This window comes from Streptomyces coelicoflavus, assembly GCF_003112555.1.
GTDB classification, from domain to species: domain Bacteria; phylum Actinomycetota; class Actinomycetes; order Streptomycetales; family Streptomycetaceae; genus Streptomyces; species Streptomyces coelicoflavus.
In genome coordinates, this window is the sequence record NZ_BEWB01000006.1 from 463,417 (window position 1) to 481,871 (window position 18,455).

The 18,455-nt window shown below is 71.7% G+C and carries 16 protein-coding genes; 10 read left to right on the forward strand and 6 right to left on the reverse strand.

Going from position 1 to position 18,455, the window contains the following annotated elements:
* Positions 1–107 precede the first annotated feature (107 nt).
* Complete coding sequence (locus Sco07f_RS17030; protein WP_007445667.1) at positions 108–1,319, reverse strand: pyridoxal phosphate-dependent aminotransferase; 1,212 nt, start codon at positions 1,317–1,319, stop codon at positions 108–110.
* 124 nt (positions 1,320–1,443) lie between these two features.
* On the opposite strand from Sco07f_RS17030, the gene Sco07f_RS17035 reads away from it, so the two are divergent.
* On the forward strand, positions 1,444–2,175 hold the full coding sequence (locus Sco07f_RS17035) for a hypothetical protein (protein WP_108988289.1): 732 nt from the start codon (positions 1,444–1,446) through the stop codon (positions 2,173–2,175).
* Positions 2,176–2,395: 220 nt separating this feature from the next.
* On the forward strand, positions 2,396–3,328 hold the full coding sequence (locus tag Sco07f_RS17040; RefSeq protein ID WP_108988290.1) for a S1 family peptidase: 933 nt from the start codon (positions 2,396–2,398) through the stop codon (positions 3,326–3,328).
* 18 nt (positions 3,329–3,346) lie between these two features.
* Here the strand turns inward: Sco07f_RS17040 and Sco07f_RS17045 are convergent, their stop codons facing one another.
* On the reverse strand, positions 3,347–4,957 hold the full coding sequence (locus Sco07f_RS17045) for an N-acyl-D-amino-acid deacylase family protein (protein ID WP_108988291.1): 1,611 nt from the start codon (positions 4,955–4,957) through the stop codon (positions 3,347–3,349).
* Between the two features lie 37 nt (positions 4,958–4,994).
* Complete coding sequence (locus Sco07f_RS17050; RefSeq protein WP_108988292.1) at positions 4,995–6,296, reverse strand: amino acid deaminase; 1,302 nt, start codon at positions 6,294–6,296, stop codon at positions 4,995–4,997.
* A 136-nt stretch (positions 6,297–6,432) separates the two neighbouring features.
* On the opposite strand from Sco07f_RS17050, the gene Sco07f_RS17055 reads away from it, so the two are divergent.
* The 6 genes from Sco07f_RS17055 (at position 6,433) to Sco07f_RS17080 (ending at position 12,446) form a co-directional block, all read left to right on the forward strand.
* A complete protein-coding gene (locus Sco07f_RS17055; RefSeq protein ID WP_007444373.1) occupies positions 6,433–7,524 on the forward strand; it encodes a sugar kinase in 1,092 nt (363 codons plus the stop codon).
* Positions 7,521–8,285 (forward strand): IclR family transcriptional regulator, encoded by a 765-nt coding sequence (locus tag Sco07f_RS17060; protein ID WP_108988293.1) that lies wholly within the window; start codon positions 7,521–7,523, stop codon positions 8,283–8,285. Before Sco07f_RS17055 ends, Sco07f_RS17060 begins: the two co-directional genes overlap by 4 nt.
* Positions 8,282–8,692, forward strand: a complete 411-nt coding sequence (locus Sco07f_RS17065) for a RidA family protein (RefSeq protein WP_003973987.1) — start codon at positions 8,282–8,284, stop codon at positions 8,690–8,692. Before Sco07f_RS17060 ends, Sco07f_RS17065 begins: the two co-directional genes overlap by 4 nt.
* 121 nt (positions 8,693–8,813) lie before the next feature.
* Positions 8,814–10,301: a GntP family permease gene (locus tag Sco07f_RS17070; RefSeq protein ID WP_007444376.1), complete on the forward strand. Its 1,488-nt coding sequence runs from the start codon at positions 8,814–8,816 to the stop codon at positions 10,299–10,301.
* Positions 10,302–10,390: 89 nt separating this feature from the next.
* On the forward strand, positions 10,391–11,056 hold the full coding sequence (locus tag Sco07f_RS17075) for a hypothetical protein (protein ID WP_108988294.1): 666 nt from the start codon (positions 10,391–10,393) through the stop codon (positions 11,054–11,056).
* A gap of 67 nt (positions 11,057–11,123) precedes the next feature.
* Positions 11,124–12,446, forward strand: coding sequence for an Nramp family divalent metal transporter (locus Sco07f_RS17080; protein WP_164141865.1), 1,323 nt, complete (start codon positions 11,124–11,126; stop codon positions 12,444–12,446).
* A 15-nt stretch (positions 12,447–12,461) separates the two neighbouring features.
* Here the strand turns inward: Sco07f_RS17080 and Sco07f_RS17085 are convergent, their stop codons facing one another.
* Positions 12,462–13,736, reverse strand: a complete 1,275-nt coding sequence (locus Sco07f_RS17085) for a hypothetical protein (RefSeq protein WP_108988296.1) — start codon at positions 13,734–13,736, stop codon at positions 12,462–12,464.
* A 111-nt stretch (positions 13,737–13,847) separates the two neighbouring features.
* Positions 13,848–14,360: a SigE family RNA polymerase sigma factor gene (locus Sco07f_RS17090; RefSeq protein ID WP_007444363.1), complete on the reverse strand. Its 513-nt coding sequence runs from the start codon at positions 14,358–14,360 to the stop codon at positions 13,848–13,850.
* A 205-nt stretch (positions 14,361–14,565) separates the two neighbouring features.
* Between Sco07f_RS17090 and Sco07f_RS17095 the strand changes: the two genes are divergently transcribed.
* Entirely contained in the window at positions 14,566–15,450 is an 885-nt protein-coding gene (locus Sco07f_RS17095; protein WP_108988366.1) for a DUF1963 domain-containing protein, read from the forward strand.
* A 226-nt stretch (positions 15,451–15,676) separates the two neighbouring features.
* Positions 15,677–16,579 (forward strand): hypothetical protein, encoded by a 903-nt coding sequence (locus Sco07f_RS39755; protein ID WP_159106954.1) that lies wholly within the window; start codon positions 15,677–15,679, stop codon positions 16,577–16,579.
* 105 nt (positions 16,580–16,684) lie between these two features.
* On the opposite strand, the gene Sco07f_RS17110 is transcribed toward Sco07f_RS39755, so the two are convergent.
* Positions 16,685–18,403: a chitinase gene (locus Sco07f_RS17110; RefSeq protein ID WP_108988298.1), complete on the reverse strand. Its 1,719-nt coding sequence runs from the start codon at positions 18,401–18,403 to the stop codon at positions 16,685–16,687.
* Positions 18,404–18,455: the final 52 nt, after the last annotated feature.

Consider the following 18,455-nt stretch of genomic DNA (forward strand, 5'->3'; position numbering starts at 1 on the left):
TGGCCTCCTGAGTGCTTCAGGAAACCATCCTACATTAGATCCAATCTAAAGTTGACGCCGTTCGGGACAGCCCCCGAAACGGAGGCTGAGGCTGAGGCGGAGACGGCTCAGGGCTGCCCGTACCCGTCCAGGAAGTTCCCGATCCGGTCCACCGCCTCGCGCAGGTCCGCGGCCGCCGGCAGGGTCACCACCCGGAAGTGGTCGGGCTCCGGCCAGTTGAAGCCGGTGCCCTGGACGACCATGATCTTCTCCTGGCGCAGCAGGTCGAGGACCATCCGCCGGTCGTCCTTGATCTTGAAGACCTTGGGGTCGAGCCGGGGGAAGAGATACAGCGCGCCCTTCGGCTTCACACAGGTCACGCCCGGAATGCTGGTCAGCGCCTCGTGGGCGGCGTCCCGCTGCTCGCGCAGCCGCCCGCCGGGCAGCACCAGCTCGTTGATGGTCTGCCGCCCGCTGAGCGCCGCGACCACGCCGTGCTGGCCCGGCATGTTGGCGCACAGCCGCATGTTCGCCAGGATCGTCAGGCCCTCGATGTAGGACTCGGCGTGCGCGCGCGGCCCGGAGATCGACATCCAGCCGACCCGGTAGCCGGCCACCCGGTACGCCTTCGACATGCCGTTGAAGGTGAGGGTGAGGAGGTCGGGGGCGATCGCGGCGGTCGGGGTGTGCGTGGCGTCGTCGTAGAGGATCTTGTCGTAGATCTCGTCGGAGCAGACCAGCAGGTTGTGCCGGCGGGCGATGTCCGTCAGCCCGCGCAGCATCGCGTCGTCGTAGACCGCGCCCGTCGGGTTGTTCGGATTGATGATCACCAGTGCCTTGGTGCGGTCGGTGATCTTCCGTTCGACGTCCGCGAGGTCGGGCATCCAGTCGGACTGCTCGTCGCAGCGGTAGTGCACCGCCGTGCCGCCGGAGAGCGAGACGGCGGCCGTCCACAGGGGGTAGTCCGGGGCCGGGACGAGGACCTCGTCGCCGTCGTCGAGCAGGCCCTGCATCGCCATCACGATCAGCTCGGAGACGCCGTTGCCGATGAAGACGTGCTCGACGTCCGTCTCGATGCCGAGGGTCTGGTTGTGCATGACGACCGCCCGGCGCGCCGCCAGCAGGCCCTTCGCGTCGCCGTAGCCGTGTGCCGTGGAGACGTTGCGGAGGATGTCCTCCAGGATCTCGGGCGGGCACTCGAAGCCGAACGCCGCCGGGTTGCCGGTGTTGAGCTTCAGGATGCGGTGACCGGCCGCTTCCAGCCGCATCGCCTCCTCGAGCACCGGGCCCCGGATCTCGTAACAGACGTTGGCGAGCTTGGTCGACTGGATCACCTGCATGCTGGGAGCTTACGGCCCGGTATGGCCCTTCGGGTCGTGTTATCCGCCACGTGAGACGGTTCGATTCGGACGATTTGTCCGCTCGCTGTCCCTGGAGCGCCTCGGCTCCCTACACTGCCCCGCCATGTCCAGCCCTTCTCCGTACGCCGACGGGGGGAACACCGTGCCGGAGGCCCAGGGCTCGCCGAACGTGTACCTCCCGCAGAACGCCCCACCCACGCGGTACGACGGGTACGCCGACCCGGCGAGCGCTCACGGCTGGGAGAACGCGTACGACGAGACGCGCGAACTGCCGCCGGTGGGGGAGCGGGACGTCCCCTCCGTGACGGGGGGCGGTGGCCCGCGCCACGGTGCGGGCCGCAGGGCCGTCGCCCGGCGGCCGGGGCGCGCGGTGGCCGTGGCCGAAGTGGTGGGCGCGGTGGCGGTGGCGGCGCTGATCGCGGGATTCGTCTGGCCCGGCTCGCCGTCCGGCGGCTCCGGCGGTTCCGGCGGCAAGGACGGCCGTACGGGCCCGACGGCCGAGGGGTTCGGCGTGGAGGCGTCCGGCTCGGCCTCGCCCTCCCCGGTGGTGGCGGAGCCGGCTGCTTCCGCCACCGCCGGGCAACCGGCCGCCGACGGCGGTTCCCCGGCCGTCCGCCCGGAGCCTCCGAGCGCGAGCGGCGAGGGCGGGGACGCGGACCGGAGGGGCGAAGGGGGCGCGTCCGGAGGGGTGCCGGCCGAGCCGTCGGCCGGTGTCACGCCGGCACCGGACGCCCCGGCCGTGTCGCCCTCCGCCACCACGGGGCCGGGCTCTTCGGGCCCGGGAGGCTCCGACGGGCGGCCGGGGAGGGGGCGCGAACCGAAGCGGCCCAAGTAGCCGCCCGTCTCCTCGGTCCCCTCCACCACCTCCACACCGACTCTCCCCAGGCCCTCGCCCCCCGTCCCCTTCGTCCCGGGAGACCCTGGTCGCGCGACGAAGCTACCGGCTGGAAACCAAGCCTTGTCCCCTCGTTATCCGCGTGATGACAATGCGCATGACAACTGAACGGGTGGCCGGAGGCCCTCCGGTCGCCCGACGTCGCAAGAGGGGACCCCCCATGAGAAAACCTCTCCTTGTCGCGCTCTGCGCCCTGGCCTTCGCCGGGGTCGGCGCGACACCCGCGGTCGCTGCCGCGCCGGCCCCCACGGGCGCGGACACGACCACGGACGCCGCCCCGGGCACCTTGACGGATGTCGTCGAGGGTGTGGTCGGGACCGCGGCGGACACCCTGTCCGGACTCCGCGCTCCCGAGGCGGGCGCGGTGAACTTCGCCGGCACCGTCGCGCTCAGCAACTGCTCCGGCTCCGTCGTCCGCATGCCCGGCTCGGCGGACGACGACCCGGCGCTCGTGCTCACCAACGGCCACTGCTTGGAGAGCGGCTTCCCCGCGGCCGGCCAGGTCCTCGTCGACCGTGCCTCCAGCCGCGGCTTCGGGCTGCTGGACTCCTCCGGTTCCCAGGTCGCCACCCTGCGCGCCGACCGCCTCGTCTACGCGACCATGACCGACACGGACGCCGCGATCTACCGGCTCCGCACGACCTACGGGCAGATCAAGAGCGCGTACGGCATCGACGCGCTGGAGCTGAGCGGGACCCGCCCGGCGGCCGGTACGTCCATCAGCGTGGTGTCCGGCTACTGGAAGCGGATCTACGACTGCTCCATCGACGGATTCGTCTACCGCATGAAGGAGGGGGACTGGACCTGGAAGGACTCGGTCCGCTACACCTCCGCCTGTGACACCATCGGCGGCACCTCCGGCTCACCGGTCGTCGACAGCGCCACCGGCCAGGTGGTCGCCGTCAACAACACGGGGAACACGAACGGCGAGCGCTGCACGGTGAACAACCCGTGCGAGGTCGACGAGACCGGGCGGGTCACGGTCCGCGAGGGCATCAACTACGCCCAGCAGACCTACCTCTTCGCTGCCTGCTTCGGTGTCGACAGCAAGCTCGACCTGAGCATGAGCGGCTGCGCCGTGCCCAAGCCGTGACGGACCGCGGGCGGGCGGTCAGCGGGGAGTCCTGCGGACGGCCCGTCCCGCCAGCACGTCCGTGCGCCGCCCGTCCTCCATCACGAACCGCCCGTCGACCAGTACGTACGGGATGCCCGTCGGTAGGACGCGCGGCTCCTCGAAGGTGCTGCCCGCCGCGACCGTCGCCGGGTCGAAGAGGACCAGGTCGGCCCGGTACCCCTCGCGTACCAGGCCCCGGTCGGGCAGCCGCAGCCGGGCCGCCGGGCGCGAGGTGAGGTGGGCGACGCACTCCTCCAGGGGGAGCACGCCCAGCTCGCGCACGTAGTGGCCCAGGTAGTGCGGGAAGGTGCCGTAGGCACGCGGGTGGGGCTTGGCGCCCTGGAGGATGCCGTCCGAGCCGCCGGTGTGGACGCGGTGCCGCATGATCGCGCGGACGTTCTCCTCGTGGCCGACGTGCTGGAGGATGGTCGGCGCCAGCCGGTCGGCCAGCAGCAGGTGCCGGGCGACCTGCCACGGGCTCTCGCCGCGCAGCCGCGCCGACTCCAGGACCGTACGGCCGATGTACTCCGCGAGCGCCGGGTCGCCCGTGCCGGAGATCTCGATCGTCTCCCACTCCATGGGCACGCCGTGGGAGCCGTCGGAGCCGATCTCCTCCATGTGGTGCCGGATCCGCTCGGCGGTGTCGTCGTCCGCCAGCCGCTTCATGATCTGCTCCGGGCCGCCCTCGCTCGCCCAGCTCGGCAGCAGCGCCACGAGGGTCGTGCAGCCGGGGGTGTACGGGTAGGTGTCGAGCGTGATGTCGGCGCCGCCGGCGAGCGCGTCGTCCAGCAGGGTCAGCAGCTCGGGGGCCCTGCCCTTGTTCACGCCGAAGTTCATGGTCGCGTGTGCCAGGTGGAGGGGGCAGTCCGCCTCCCGGGTCAGCTCGACCATCTCCTCGTACGCCTCGAGGGCCCCGGCGCCGTACGAGCGGTGGTGCGGGCAGTAGTAGCCGCCGTACTGGGCGACCACCCGGCACAGCTCCGTCAGCTCGGCGTCCTTGGCGTACATGCCGGGCGTGTAGGTCAGCCCGGACGACATGCCGACCGCGCCCTGCTCCAGGCCCTCGGCGACCAGGCGCCGCATGTGCTCCAGCTCGGCGGGCGTCGCCTCCCGGTCGTCCCAGCCCACCGCGAGCGCGCGCACCGTGCCCTGCGGGATCAGGTACGCGGCGTTCACGGCGATGCCGCGGTCGAGCCGGTCCAGGTACTCGCCGACCGTCCGCCAGTCGAAGTCGACGTCGTCCCCGGGGCCGTTCCACCCGGCGATCGCCCGGCGCACCTCGCCGAGGGTGCGGTCGTCGACCGGCGCGTACGACAGCCCGTCCTGGCCGATGACCTCCAGGGTGACACCCTGCGCGGCCTTGGCGCTGTGGTCGGGGTCCCGCAGCAGGGCCAGGTCGCTGTGGGCGTGCATGTCGATGAAGCCGGGGGAGAGGACCAGGCCCTCGGCGTCCAGCTCGCGGCGCGCCTTGGGGCGCTGGCAGCCGGCGGCCGCCGCCTCCTTGACGATCGAGACGATCCGGCCGCGGTCGACCACGACGTCGGCGCGGTAGGAGTCGGCGCCGGAACCGTCCACGACGTCGGCGTCCCGGATGACCAGCTCTTCCATGCTTCTGCTCCCTCTTGTCCCTCGGACCTCGGCTGCCTCAGAAGAACGTGCGGATGTACTCGACGACCGTCCCGTCCGCCTCCGCGACCGGGATGAGCTGCCACTTGTCGAAGGACGTGCAGGGGTGGGACAGGCCAAGGCCCACCCAGTCCCCGACCTCCAGTTCCGCCTCCGGGCCGGTGCGCAGCCAGGCGTGCTGGTCGGACAGGCCGCTCACGGCGATGCCGGCCGCCGGGCGCTCGGGGCCGCCGCCGGCCGGGCGGACCACCTGGGCGAAGGGCAGGTCGAGGTCGTAGGCCGCGTCCCGCTTGCCGGCGTTGGCGAAGGCCTGCTCGGGGGAGGGGCGGGAGACCACCTGCGTCCACAGCCGGAACGCGGGCTCCAGGGCGCCCTCGGCGGGGACGCGGTTGAAGGGGGTCACCTCCCGGTAGTGCCCGTCGTCGTGGGAGACGTAGGCGCCGGAGCGCAGCAGCTTGAGCACCGGCAGGGAGAGGTCGGGCACCTCGGCGAACGCGTCGGCCACCGCGTCGAACCAGGCGCTGCCGCCCGCGCTCAGCACGATCTCCTCCAGGCCCTCGAACCGCCCGGCCTTGTCGAAGTCGGCCGCCAGCGCGACCAGCCGCCGCAGCCAGGCGTGCACGCGCTCCGGGTCGGCGTCCGGCACCTCGCCCTCGTACCCGGCGACGCCCGCCAGCCGCAGCGTCCGCGTCCCGGCCACCGCGTCGGCGACCGCCGCGCAGTCCGCCTCCGTACGCGCCCCGGTCCTGGCGCCCTCACCGGCGCCCAGCTCGACCACGACGTCCACCGGGCGGGAGGCGCCCGCGTCCGTCAGGGCCGCGTCCATCAGCTCGACGCCGCGCACCGAGTCGACGTAGCAGACGAAGCGGAAGTCCGGGTCGGCGTCCAGCTCGGCCGCGAGGCGGCGCAGGGCTGCGGCGTCGACCAGCTCGTTGGCCAGGAAGATCCGCCCGATGCCGAAGGCCCGCGCCACCCACACCTGGTGCGGCACGGCGAGGGTGATGCCCCAGGCGCCGTGCTCGATCTGGCGGTGGAAGAGCTGCGGGGCCATGGAGGTCTTGCCGTGCGGCGCGAAGGCGAGGCCGTGCCGGGCGGCGTACGTCTCCATGAGCCGCAGGTTGTGCTCCAGGCGCTCGGCGGACAGCGCGAGGACGGGGGTGGCGAAGCCGCCGGTGAAGAGGTTGCGGCGCTGTCCGGCCAGTTCGGCGACGGTCAGGCCGTACGCGTCCGGCGGGAGGCCCTTGAAGCGGTGGTCGACGCGCTCCCCGGCCAGCTCGGCGAGGGCTTCGCGGCCGCCTGCGGGGCCGTGGTCGAGGGCCATGGAGCCTCCCTGATCTGATCCGTTGCAAAATCTGCAACGATCGTTGCGTATATCGCTAACTGCTGTCTAACATCTCGGCGAACGCGGGGTCAACGGAGCCGCCGCCCGCCAGACGCGACGAGGAGCCCCCACCATCGTGACCGCCAACGGACGAACCAGCACCGCCCCCGACGTCGCGGACGTCGTCGCGCTCGGCGAGTCCATGGTCACCTTCCTGCCCTCCCGCCCCGGGCGCCTCGCCGACGTCCCCTCCTTCGACCGGGCCATCGGCGGCGCCGAGTCCAACGTGGCCTGCGTACTCGCCGCCGCCGGGCACTCCGTCCGCTGGGTCGGCCGGGCCGGCGCCGACGGCTTCGGCGACCACCTCGTCGAGGCGATCGGCGGCTACGGCGTCGACGTCCGTGCCGTCCGCCGCGACCCCGCCCGCCCGACCGGGATCTACTTCCGCACCGCGGGCGACCGGTCCACCGACGCCCACGAGGTCGCCTACTACCGGGCGGGCTCGGCCGCCTCCGCGATGTCCGTCGACACCATGGACCTCGACGCGATCCGCTCCGGCCGGATCCTGCACCTGTCCGGCATCACGCCCGCGCTCTCCGCCGACTGCCTCGGCCTGACGCGCGAGCTGACCGCCCGCCGCCCCGGCCGGCCCCTCGTCTCCTTCGACGTCAACCACCGCCCCGGCCTGTGGCGCGACGCCGCTCACGGTCACGGTCCCGAGGTGCTCCTCGAACTGGCCCGCGGCGCCGACCTCGTCTTCGTCGGCGACGACGAGGCGCGGGACGCCTGGGGCCTCGACGGGCCCGAGGCCGTACGCGCCGCGCTGCCCGAACCGGAGCTGCTCGTCGTCAAACAGGGCGCGACCGGCGCCACCGCCTTCCACGGCCCCTCCGGCGCCGACCAGGTCACCTCCGTGCCCGCCCTGCGCGTCGACGTCGTCGCCGCCGTCGGCGCGGGCGACGCCTTCGCCGCCGGGTTCCTCTCCGCCACCCTGCGCGACCTGCCCGTACGCGACCGCCTGCGCCACGGCCACCTCATGGCCGCCGCCGCCCTCACCGTCCCCGGCGACCTCGCCACACCCCCGGCCCGCGACCACGCCGACCGCCTGGCCGCCCTCGACGACACCGCGTGGGGGAGACTGCGACTCGGCCCCGGCTGGACACAGGACGGCGAAAGGCCCGGCGACAGGACGGGCGAAGGGGCCGACGAGGAGGTACGCACACCATGAGCCAGACCGTCGACCGCGCGCTCAGCATCCTGCCGCTGCTCGCCGAGGGCCCCGCCGACCTGGGCCGGGTCGCCGACCGCCTCGGCGTGCACAAGTCCACGGCCCTGCGCCTGCTGCGCACCCTCCACGACCACGGCTTCGTCTACCGCCAGGCCGACCAGCGCTACCGCCTCGGCGCCCGGCTCATCTCCCTCGCCCAGGAGGCGATGGAGAACCTCGACGTCCGCGAGATCGCCCACCCCCACCTCGTACGCCTCAACGAGCAGGTCGGACACACCGTCCACCTCGCCGTCCACGAGGAGGACGAGGTCCTCTACATCGACAAGGTCGAGAGCCGCTACCCGGTCCGTATGTACTCCCGGATCGGCAAGCCCGTCGCCATCACCGTCGCGGCCGTCGCCAAGCTGCTGCTGGCCGACCTCCCCGAGGACGAGCGCCGGAACATTGCCGAGCAGCTCGACTACCCCATGTACACGGCCCGTTCGACACCGAACGCCGACGGGTTCCTCAAGGAACTCGCCAAGGTGCGCGAACAGGGCTGGGCCACCGACCTCGGTGGCCACGAGGAGTCCATCAACTGCGTCGCCGCACCCATCAGGGGCGCGGACGGCCGGGTGGTCGCCGCCATGTCGGTCTCCGCGCCGAACGTCGTCGTCACCGCCGACGAACTCCTCACCCTGCTCCCGCTGGTGCGCCGTACGGCGGACGCCATCAGCGGCGAGTACTCCGGCAGGACCCCAGTCAAGGAAGTCACCGCATGACCGACAAGATCGCTCTCGTCCCCGCGACCCACACCGTCCCCCCGGCGAAGTTCAGCCACGGCGTGAAGAAGGGCAACATCCTCCAGGTCGCCGGCCAGGTCGGCTTCCTCCCCCACGAGGAGGGCAAGGCCCCCACCCCGGCCGGCCCGACCCTGCGCGAGCAGACCCTCCAGACCCTCGCCAACGTCAAGGCGATCCTGGAGGAGGGCGGCGCCTCCTGGGACGACGTGATGATGCTCCGCGTCTACCTCACGGACGTGGACCACTTCGCCGAGATGAACGAGATCTACAACGCCTACTTCGCGGAGCAGGGCCTCACCCAGCCGCCCGCCGCCCGCACGACCGTGTACGTCGGTCTGCCCGCCGGCCTCCTCATCGAGATCGACGCGCTGGCCGTCCTGGGCTGACCCGCCCGGCCGCACCTTCTCTCTCTGCTCTGTCGCACGGCACGGCGCCCTCCCCTTCGGGGCGCCGTGCCGCGCCCCGCCCTGCCCGAAAGCAGTATGTGTTTACCCAGAGGACCCCCGTATGTCCTACTCGTCCCTCCAGCTCGCCGCCACCTCCGCCGCGGAGACCCCACCCCACACCGGCGGTCTGCTCACCCTGATCGACGGCACGGCCGGCCTGCTGACCGTCGCCGCCATCGGCATCGCACTCCTGCTCTTCCTCATCATCAAGGTGCGGCTGCAACCCTTCGTCGCGCTGCTCGCCGTCTCCATAGCCGTCGGCCTGCTCGCCGGCCTGTCGGTCACCGAACTCTTCGGCACCGTCCAGAAGTCGGACGCCGTCTCCACCATCGAGTCCGGCATGGGCGGCATCCTCGGCCACGTCGCCATCATCATCGGCCTGGGCACCATGCTCGGCGCGATCCTCGAAGTCAGCGGCGGCGCACAGGTACTCGCCTCCCGCCTCCTCGGCCTCTTCGGGGAGAAGCGCGCCCCGCTCGCCATGGGCCTGACCGGCCTGATCTTCGGCATCCCGGTCTTCTTCGACGTGGGCATCTTCGTCCTCGCGCCCATCGTCTACGCCGCCGCCAAGCGCTCCGGCAAGTCGATCCTGCTGTACTGCCTGCCGCTGCTGGCCGGCCTCTCCATGACCCACGCCTTCCTGCCGCCGCACCCCGGCCCGGTGGCCGCCGCGGGACTGCTGAACGTCAAGCTCGGCTGGATCATCCTCATGGGCATCGTCTGCGGGATCCCCGCCGTCCTCGCCGCCTGGGTGTTCTCCGCCTGGATCGGCCGCCGCATCTTCGTGCCCGTGCCGCAGGACATGGTCGAGGCGTCCGAGGAGGCCAAGCAGGCCGTCATCGAGGAGCAGCGCAAGGCCGGCGTCGCGCCCACCGAGACCCCCGTCGCGCTCGGCACCGTCCTCGGCATCATCGGCACCCCGCTGGTCCTGATCCTCGCCGCGACCTTCTCCTCCATCGCCCTGGACCCGTCCACCCTCCGCTCGGTGATCGAGTTCTTCGGCAACCCGTTCGTCGCCCTGACCATCGCCCTGCTCCTCGCCTACTACCTCCTCGGCATCCGGCGCGGCTGGTCCCGCAAGTCCCTGGAGACCGTCTCGACGGCCTCGCTGAAGCCGGTCGGCAACATCCTGCTGGTGGTCGGGGCCGGCGGTGTCTTCGGCGCCGTCCTCAAGGCCAGCGGCGTCGCGCAGGCCCTCTCGGACACCTTCAACGACGTCGGCCTGCCGGTGATCGTCCTCGCCTACCTGATCTCCGTGGTGCTGCGGGTCGCGCAGGGCTCGGCGACGGTGGCGATCGTGACGACGGCGGGCATCGTGGCGCCGCTGCTCGCCGAGGGCGACCACTCGCAGGCGTTCGTCGCGCTGGTCATCATGGCCATCTCGGCGGGCTCCATCTTCGCCTCGCACGTCAACGACGGCGGCTTCTGGATGGTCGCCAAGTACTTCGGCATCAGCGAGCGGGACACGCTCAAGACGTGGACCGTGCTGGAGAGCGTCCTGTCGGTCGCCGGGTTCGTGGTGGCGGCGGTGGTGAGCCTGTTCGTGTAGGCGGCTCGTGCGGGCGGCTCGTGTAGGCGTCTGATAACGAAGTTGGGGCTGGCTGTGCCCGACACAGGATCGTCGACCATACTGCCCGCGTGGAGCAGCGCAGAGGATCGACGAGCCAGCCCCTGGAAGGCGCCGGATTCGACCCGGCATTCATCCCCGGGCTCACCGCACCCGTGTCCGGTGAGCCCGAGGACGTGAGACGCGAGGAGGCGGAGGCCGGGAAGGACGCGGACGCGGAGACCGCGGACGCGTCGCAGTCTCCGGCCGCCGGCGAACCGTCCGCCGAGGACGCCGACGGCGCCGACGACGCCGCGGAACCGGCGGACGAGGCCCCCGTGGACGGCCCGGTCTTCGAGGCCTCCGACCGCCGCGCCAGGATCGTCGCGGACCACAAGGGCGTACGTCTCTCCCTCGACGACCAGAGCTGCGAGTTCCGCTGGGACGAGGTCGGCGCCGTCGAGACGGAGACGGGCCGCTTCGGCAAGCGGTTCACGGTGACGGTGCACACGCCGGACCGCCGCTGGTACCCGATCGAGATCGAGGCCGCGTCGCGCAGCCGCTTCGCGGAGTGGGAATCGGCCCTGGACGAGGTACTCGACGCGTACTTCGAGGACGGCGAGGCGGAGACCGAGGCCGAATCCGCGGTCACGTCGGAGAAGACGGACGACGACGCCGAGGACGCCGAGGACGCCGAGAAGGCCGAGAAGGCCGAGAAGGCCGACGACACCGAGGACGCCAAGGCCCGCGCCGAGTAAGCGTTTCGGGTGAAGATCCGTGCACGCCCTCTTGCCGCGCCGTCGGCCATGGGATTTCTTGACCCCCATGGCGGACACCACGGGCAACACCTCAGACGCGGGCGTATCGGTCGGCGCCGACTCGGCCCCCCGTAAGTCCAGTTGGCGCTACATCGGCCCCGGCATCGTCGTCGCGGCGACCGGCGTGGGCGCCGGCGACCTCGTGGCCACCCTCATCGCGGGCAGCAACTTCGGCTACACCCTGCTGTGGGCGGCGGTCATCGGCTGCCTCGTGAAGATCTCCCTCGCCGAGGCGTGCGGCCGCTGGCACCTGGCCACCGGCCGCACGCTCTTCGACGGCTGGGCCAGCATCGGGCCCTGGACCACCTGGTTCTTCGCGATCTACGCCGTGATCTGGGGCTTCGTCTACGGCGCAGCGGCGATGTCGTCCAGCGCCCTGCCCCTCCAGGCCCTCTTCCCGGACGTGATGGGCCTCGAATGGTGGGGCATCGCCTGCGGCCTGGCGGGCCTGGTCTTCGTCTGGTTCAACAAGTACAACGTCTTCGAGAAGGTCATGACGGTCCTGGTGGGCGTCATGTTCGTGGTGACGGTGTACCTGGCGATCCGGGTCACGCCCAACCTGGGCGACGCCTTCGCCGGCCTCCTGCCGGTCCTCCCGGACGAGAAGGACTCGGTCCTCAACACGCTGGGCCTGATCGGCGGCGTGGGCGGCACCATCACGCTGGCCGCGTACGGCTACTGGGTCAACGCCAAGGGCTGGACCAACACCGGCTGGATGAAGGTCATGCGCCTGGACAACCGGGTCGCCTACGCCACGACCGGCATCTTCGTCGTCGCGATGCTCTTCGTCGGCGCCGAACTGCTCCACTCGGCGGGCATCGCGCTCGCGAGCGGAGACAAGGGCCTGATCCAGCTCGGCGACATCCTCGAGGACCAGTACGGCACGGCGACCGGCAAGCTCTTCCTCATCGGCTTCTTCGCCACCTCCTTCACCTCGCTGATCGGCGTCTGGCACGGCGTGAGCCTGATGTTCGCCGACTTCCTGGCCCGCCGGCGCGGCGAACGGGAGGCGCGGGGAGACGAGCTGGCCTCCGGCCGCCGCGAACGCTCCTGGGCCTTCCGCGCCTACCTGCTCTGGCTCACCTTCCCGCCCATCGTCCTGCTCTTCCAGGACGAGCCCTTCCGCCTCATCATCATCTACGGCGTCCTGGGCGCCGCCTTCATGCCCTTCCTCGCCCTCACCCTGATGTGGCTCCTCAACTCCTCCCGCACCCCGCGCGAGTGGCGCAACGGCAACCTCAGCAACGGCATGCTGACCGTGGCGGGCCTGCTGTTCCTGGTCCTGTGCGTGAAGCAGATCTGGGACCAGCCGTGGTCGGAGTTCTTCTGACCGTTCCGTTCCCGGCTACCGCAGCGCGTCCCATTCCTCACTGAGCGCGATCTCCCGCAGCTGGTCCATGGTCAGCGCGGGAGCGTCGCGGGTGGGCCGGCCGTGGGCGGAGCCGTTGTTGAACTCGCTGATCACCACGCGGAAGCCGTCGTCACCCGGGCGCATGGTGTCGACCGTCCACATCACGACCCCCGGGACCCGGTCGTCGCCGATTCCCTGGCGGGTGGCGATGCGGGTGCCGTCGGGCAGGGTCGTCCCGGAGCCGTAGAGCTGACCGGCCACGTCGTCCATGCCGTGCTGGACGTTGACCTGGACCATGCTCGCGCCACGTCCGTCGTCGACGACGACGTAGGAGAACTCGGTCTCCTGGCCGCCCTTCTTGACCACGTTCAGCCCCTCGGGGAGCAGCCCGACGAGCGTCTTGGTGATGTCCTCGCCCGAGACGGCGGGGGGCCGCTCCTTCTCGGAGGCCCCGGCGGAGGCGGAGGGCGTCGGCCGGACCGGCGTGGCCGCGACCACGTCGCGCCACACGTCGGCCGTGACGAGCTTCTTCAACGCGTCGGTCGACAACGGCGGGTCCTCCCGCGTGATGGGCGCCCCCTTCTCGGCAGCGGAGTTCCACTCGCTCACGCTGACGTGCTGCCCCTCGGCCGTGACGAGGTCGGCGGACCAGAGCTTGGTGTCGACGCGCCGGTCGGGGTACTCGTAGCCCCGCATCAGCCGGAGCGTCGAACCGTCGTCCAGCCGGCTCGAGTCGCACGAGTCGTACGGGATGAAGGTCTGGTCCGGGCACTGGGTGAGCTGCCCCACCTCCGGACTCCCGGGCTCGACCCGCCCGAAGCCCAGACTGATCGCGGCCGCGCCCTCGCCGTCGTCGAACACGACCTGCGCGTACGGCCCCGGCTTCTCACCGGACCCCCGGGCGTCCGAGGCGCCGTACTCGCCCTCGGGAAGCAGCTCCTTCAGCGACTTGAGGATGGCGTCGCCGGAGACCGGGGACGGAGCGGCCGAGGAGGACGCCCGGGCGGTGGTCCGGGAGGCCGCGGAGGACCGCTCGCCGTCGTCGGAGCCCCCCGACGGCAGCAGCATCGCCCCGCCCACCCCGATCAGGGCGACCCCGGCCACCCCGCCGAGCACGCCGGTACGGCGCCGCGTCAGCGCCCGGCGCCCGCGGGTGCGCCCCGCGTCGATGAGGGCCGTACGGTCGGCGGCCCGGAACGCACCGCCGGTGTCGCGCAGCGCGGCGGCGAGCTGCTCCTCGAAGGAGTCCTGCTGTTGCTTTTCGGGCATGGCGAACCACCCTTTCCGCGTGGGTGAAGAGAGATGGGAGAACTCGACGAGAAGGGAACGACGAGAAGGGAACGACGAGAAGGGAACGGCGGGACGGCAGGAGAACGGACGTCAGGGTCTGGCGTACTCGGCGAGATCCGCGCCCAGCAGCGCCCGCAGCCGGCCGAGCGCCCGCGAGCACCGCGTCCGCACCGCCGCCGAACTGACGCCGAGTACGTCGGCGGTCTGCTCGACCGAGCGATCGTCCCAGTACCGCAGGACGACGACCGCCCGGTCCTTGGCGGGCAGCCGCGCGAGCGCGTCCAGCAGCGTCAGCCGCAGCGACGCGTCCCCGTCACCGGCGCCGGGCAGATCGGGAAAGACATCGGTCGCCCGCTCCCCGCTGCTGCGCCGCCGCTGATGTGCGAGGAAGGCGCGGGTGAGCACGGTCTGTGCGTAGGCGGCCGGGTTCTCCACCCGCGACACCCGCCCCCACCGCACGTACAGCCGCCCGAAGGTCTCCTGCACGAGATCCTCGGCCAGATGCGTGTCCCCGGCGGTGAGCAGGCAGGCGGACCGGTACAGGTGCCCGGCCCGCGCCGCCGCGAACTCGGCGTACTCGTCCGTCCGTCTCTGCCGTGCCATAACCAGCGCCCCCGATGCCTGCTGCCTTCACCTCATCAATGCGGTGGACCCCCGGAAATGTTTCATACGGACTTCACAGCACTTGGTCGGCCCTCCCCGCCTTGACGTCGAGGATCACGAGGCCCGGTGGGCGACCCTGCCGAGAGCGGGAGCGGCGGCGTACGGGGCGCCTTGACGGCGGTTGGGGCGGTCTATCTTTTCGGGCATGGATCATCAGGGCGCGTTTCGCCGCGCAGCGCTTGAGCTGGGCATCCCGGGCGACGAGATCAGCAGGTTCAGCCGGCACCTCCGTCCGTCGGTCGGACTGTCCGGGGGCGGTGGTGCTCCGGTCGGGCGGATGGGCGGGCTTCCCCGGCTGCCGGTGGGCATGGAGTGGCCGTCCGCAGGGGACATTCCGTTGCCGTTGCTCCTTTCCGTCGATTGTGGGGCGCTGCCGGGAGCCGACGGCTTCGACCTGCCGGTGGACGGGACGCTGCTCTTCTTCGTGCACCAGGAGAGGGACCACGAGGACCGTTCCGGGAGGTACGCGCGAGTCGTGCATGTACCGGACGGCACCGTGACGGCGGTCGCGGAAGCTCCCGAGCCCCACTGTGTCCGCGAGCAGTTCGACGTCAGCGCCCGGCTCGGGGCGGAACTGCCCCTCTGGCTCCAGGAGGGCGACGAGGACTGGCACGAGTTCTGGGAGGACCTCGAATGGGAGGACATGTCTCCCTTCCAGCAGCGGCTGGCCCGGTACATGGAACGCGACCTGCCGCACCTGGACGAACTGCGGACCCTGGCCCACGACGTCTGGCCGTCCGGCGCCGGCGTCGTCCTCGGTGGGTATGTCGACGACGAGGTGATCAACGGCATCGCGGAGCAGACCCTCGCGGGACGCGAGAAGGCAGGCGAGATCCCGGCCATCCCGATCGCGAAATGGTATTCCCACCTGGAGGAGGAGAAGCACCGGTTGGCAGGCGAATGGATATCGCTCGCCAGTGAGGCACGGGCCTACGAGGAGTACTGCACGAGTTTCGTGATCCGCCACGACGACCTGGCTGCCGCTCGGGTGGACAAGGCACTGGCCGTGACCCGGTTCGAGGCCCCGTGACCGGACTGATTGGTCCGCGACTGCCCTCGCGCCCCGCAGGCCGGGGTGGTCGCCGGCGCACGGTGCGCGTCAGCGCGGGGCAAGCGGAGGTTCCTTCTCGTACGCGATATGGGTGAACGGGCCGGTGGCTCGGGTCACGGCGGATGGTCCGTCTTCTACGTTCGGTGATGGCATATGCGGGCCGCAAGGGGACTCTTGGGAGCAGGACCGGCGAAAGGCTCACCTGATGTCGGGGTTGGGGAGCGCGATGGCGCGGACGGTGTCCTTCGGGCCGTCCGTCGGGTGCTGCCTGCTGGCGGTCTCGCTGGCGCTGCGCGCGCGGTGGGCCGGCGGACGGGTGCGTACGCGACTGCTGATGCTGGCGGGTTCGGCGGTGGCGGGGGGCGTGTACCGGCTGCTGGCCGGCGCGCTGTCGACGCACCCGTCGGATGCCGGGGCGGACCAACGACCGCTGCTGGAGCCGGTGGTGGCCGTCGGAGCACCGCTCGCGGTGGGCCTGGCGGCGGCCGGTCTGGTGATCGCGGCCGACACGGGCGCCGGGAGACCGGTGCTGTTGCGGAGGGTGCTCGACGGGCTCGTCGCGGCGGGAGCCGCGTTCATGGCGGGCTGGGTACTGCTGCGCGGGACCGGCGGCGGCTGGCGGCTGGGGGAGGGGATGGTGGGGTTCCTGTGGGCCGCCGAACTGGTCTTCCTCAGCTTCCTGCTGGCCCTGTGCCGCCGCGTGCGCAGTGACCGGAGGGCCACGGTGTGGGCGGGGGTCGCCGGACTGTCCCTCATGGTGCTCGGCGACACCATGCACCTGTGGACGGTCGGCCCGCACCGACTCGACGTGGACGCCGCTCAGTTGGTCGCCGGTTGCAAGACCGTGGGCCTGCTGGTGATCGCCGTCGGCCCGTGGCTGCCCGGCGGGGCCGACGTCCTGGGTACGGCCCGGCCGACGCTGCGGTGGGGGATGGAGGGTGCGGCGGCGTTCGTGCCCCTGGCCGTCTGTACGGTCATGGCGCTGGGACACGTATTGGCCCCCACCGCACGGGACCCGGTTCCGCTGCTGGTGGGCGGGACGGTGCTGCTCAGTCTCTGGCTGCGCCAGAGATTCCTGCCGGGCGACACCATGGAGAGGGGCGGCTGAGCCTCGCGCGGCGGTGGACGCCGGGGGCCGGCCTCGAGCGGAGGCGGCCGCAGACAGGCACCCCCGCCCGGACCTTCGCGGGCGGGGGAGCCTGCCGGTCGTGGGTTACGGCATCGCGTCCACGTGCGCCCCCACCGAGCTCGACCACGCGTTGCCCGCCGTGGCGTCCCAGTTGGTGGACCAGGTCATCGCACCCCGCAGGTCGGGGTAGGTCCGCGACGGCTTGAAGGAGCCGCAGTTGGTCGCCTTGGTGAGGCAGTCCAGGGCGGCGTTGACCACCGACGGGGAGACGTAGCCGCCGCCCGCCGCGCGGGTGGAGGCCGGCAGTCCGAGGCCCACCTGGGACGGGGCGAGGCCGCCCTCGAGCTGGATGCAGGCCAGGGCGGTGAGGAAGTCGACCGTGCCCTGGGCGTACACCTTGCCGTCGCAGCCCAGCATCGTGCCGCTGTTGTAGTACTGCATGTTGACGACCGTGAGGATGTCCTTCACGTTCAGCGCGGTCTCGAAGTAGCCGCCCTGCGTCGACTGCATGTCGATGGTCTGCGGGGCCATGGTGAGGATCATGTCCGGACCGGCCTTGCCCGACAGGCTGCGCAGGGCCTGGGTCATGTAGGTCGGGTTGATCCCGTTCTCCAGGTCGATGTCGACGCCGTCGAAGCCGTACTCCTGCATGACCGAGTACACGGAGTCGGCGAAGTTCGCCGCGGAGGAGGCGCTGTTCACCGAGACGGTGCCCTTCTCGCCGCCCACCGAGATGATGACCTTCTTGCCCGCGGCCTGCTTGGCCCGCACGTCCGCCTTGAACTGGTCGACCGTGTAGCCGCCGAGCCCGGCCGAGTCGAGGTTGAAGGTCACGGCGCCCGGCGTCGTGGTCGCGTCGGCGAAGGCCACCGCGATGATGTCGTACGCGGCCGGCACGTCGGAGATCTTCTGGACCGTCGCCCCGTTGTTGAAGTTCTGCCAGTAGCCGGTCACCGCGTGCTTGGGCAGGTCGCCGCCGTTGCCGCCCCCGTCGTCCGGCGCCGTGGTGCGGGCCGTGACCGCCGCCGACCTGGCCGACTCACCGGCCGCGTTCGTCGCCGTGACCTGGAACGAGTACGACGTCGAGGCCGCGAGGCCGGTCACCGTCGCCGACGTGCCGGTCACCGCGGTCACCTTCGTGCCGTCGCGGTAGATGTTGTAGCCGGTGGCGCCGGAGACCGTGTTCCAGGCGAGCGAGGCGGAGTTCGGGGTCGTACCGGAGACGCTCAGGCCGGCCGGCGCCGAGGGGACCGTGGGGTCGGGGTCGCCGTCGTCGCCGCCACCGCCGCCGTCCGGGCCGAAGACGGACAGGTCGTCGACGTAGTACGCCGACTGCCCGTACCAGCCGTGCGTGTACACCGTCACGGAGGCCGTCGAGGAGCCGGTGGAGAAGGTGGTCTTCAGCTGCTTCCAGGAGGCCGAGTCCGGGGTCCAGGTCGACACGTCCGTCGTCCCGGTGCCCGTCACACCGAGATAGGAGTAGCCGCCCTGCACCCACGCGCTCAGCGTGTACGTCGAGTTGGGCTTGACCGCGACGCTCTGCGAACAGCGCGCGTTGTCCTGCCCCGCCGGGGTGGCCTTCAGCGCGGCGGAGCCCGCGTGCGCCGGGGAGGCGACGGTGGTGCCGCTGTTCGCCGAGCAGGTCCAGTTGCTCAGACCGGACTCGAAGCCGGCGTTCTTGGCGTTGTTGACGTCGGCGGCCGACGCCGGGCCGACGGCCGTGAACGCGAGGGCCAGGGCGGCGGTGACGGCGCCCGTCAAGGAGCCGAGACGTCTTCCGCGCCGTCTGCGTACGGGGTCCACTGCTGCCTCCGGGGGTGGGGTGGGGCGGGATGGGGGACGGTGGCCACCGCTG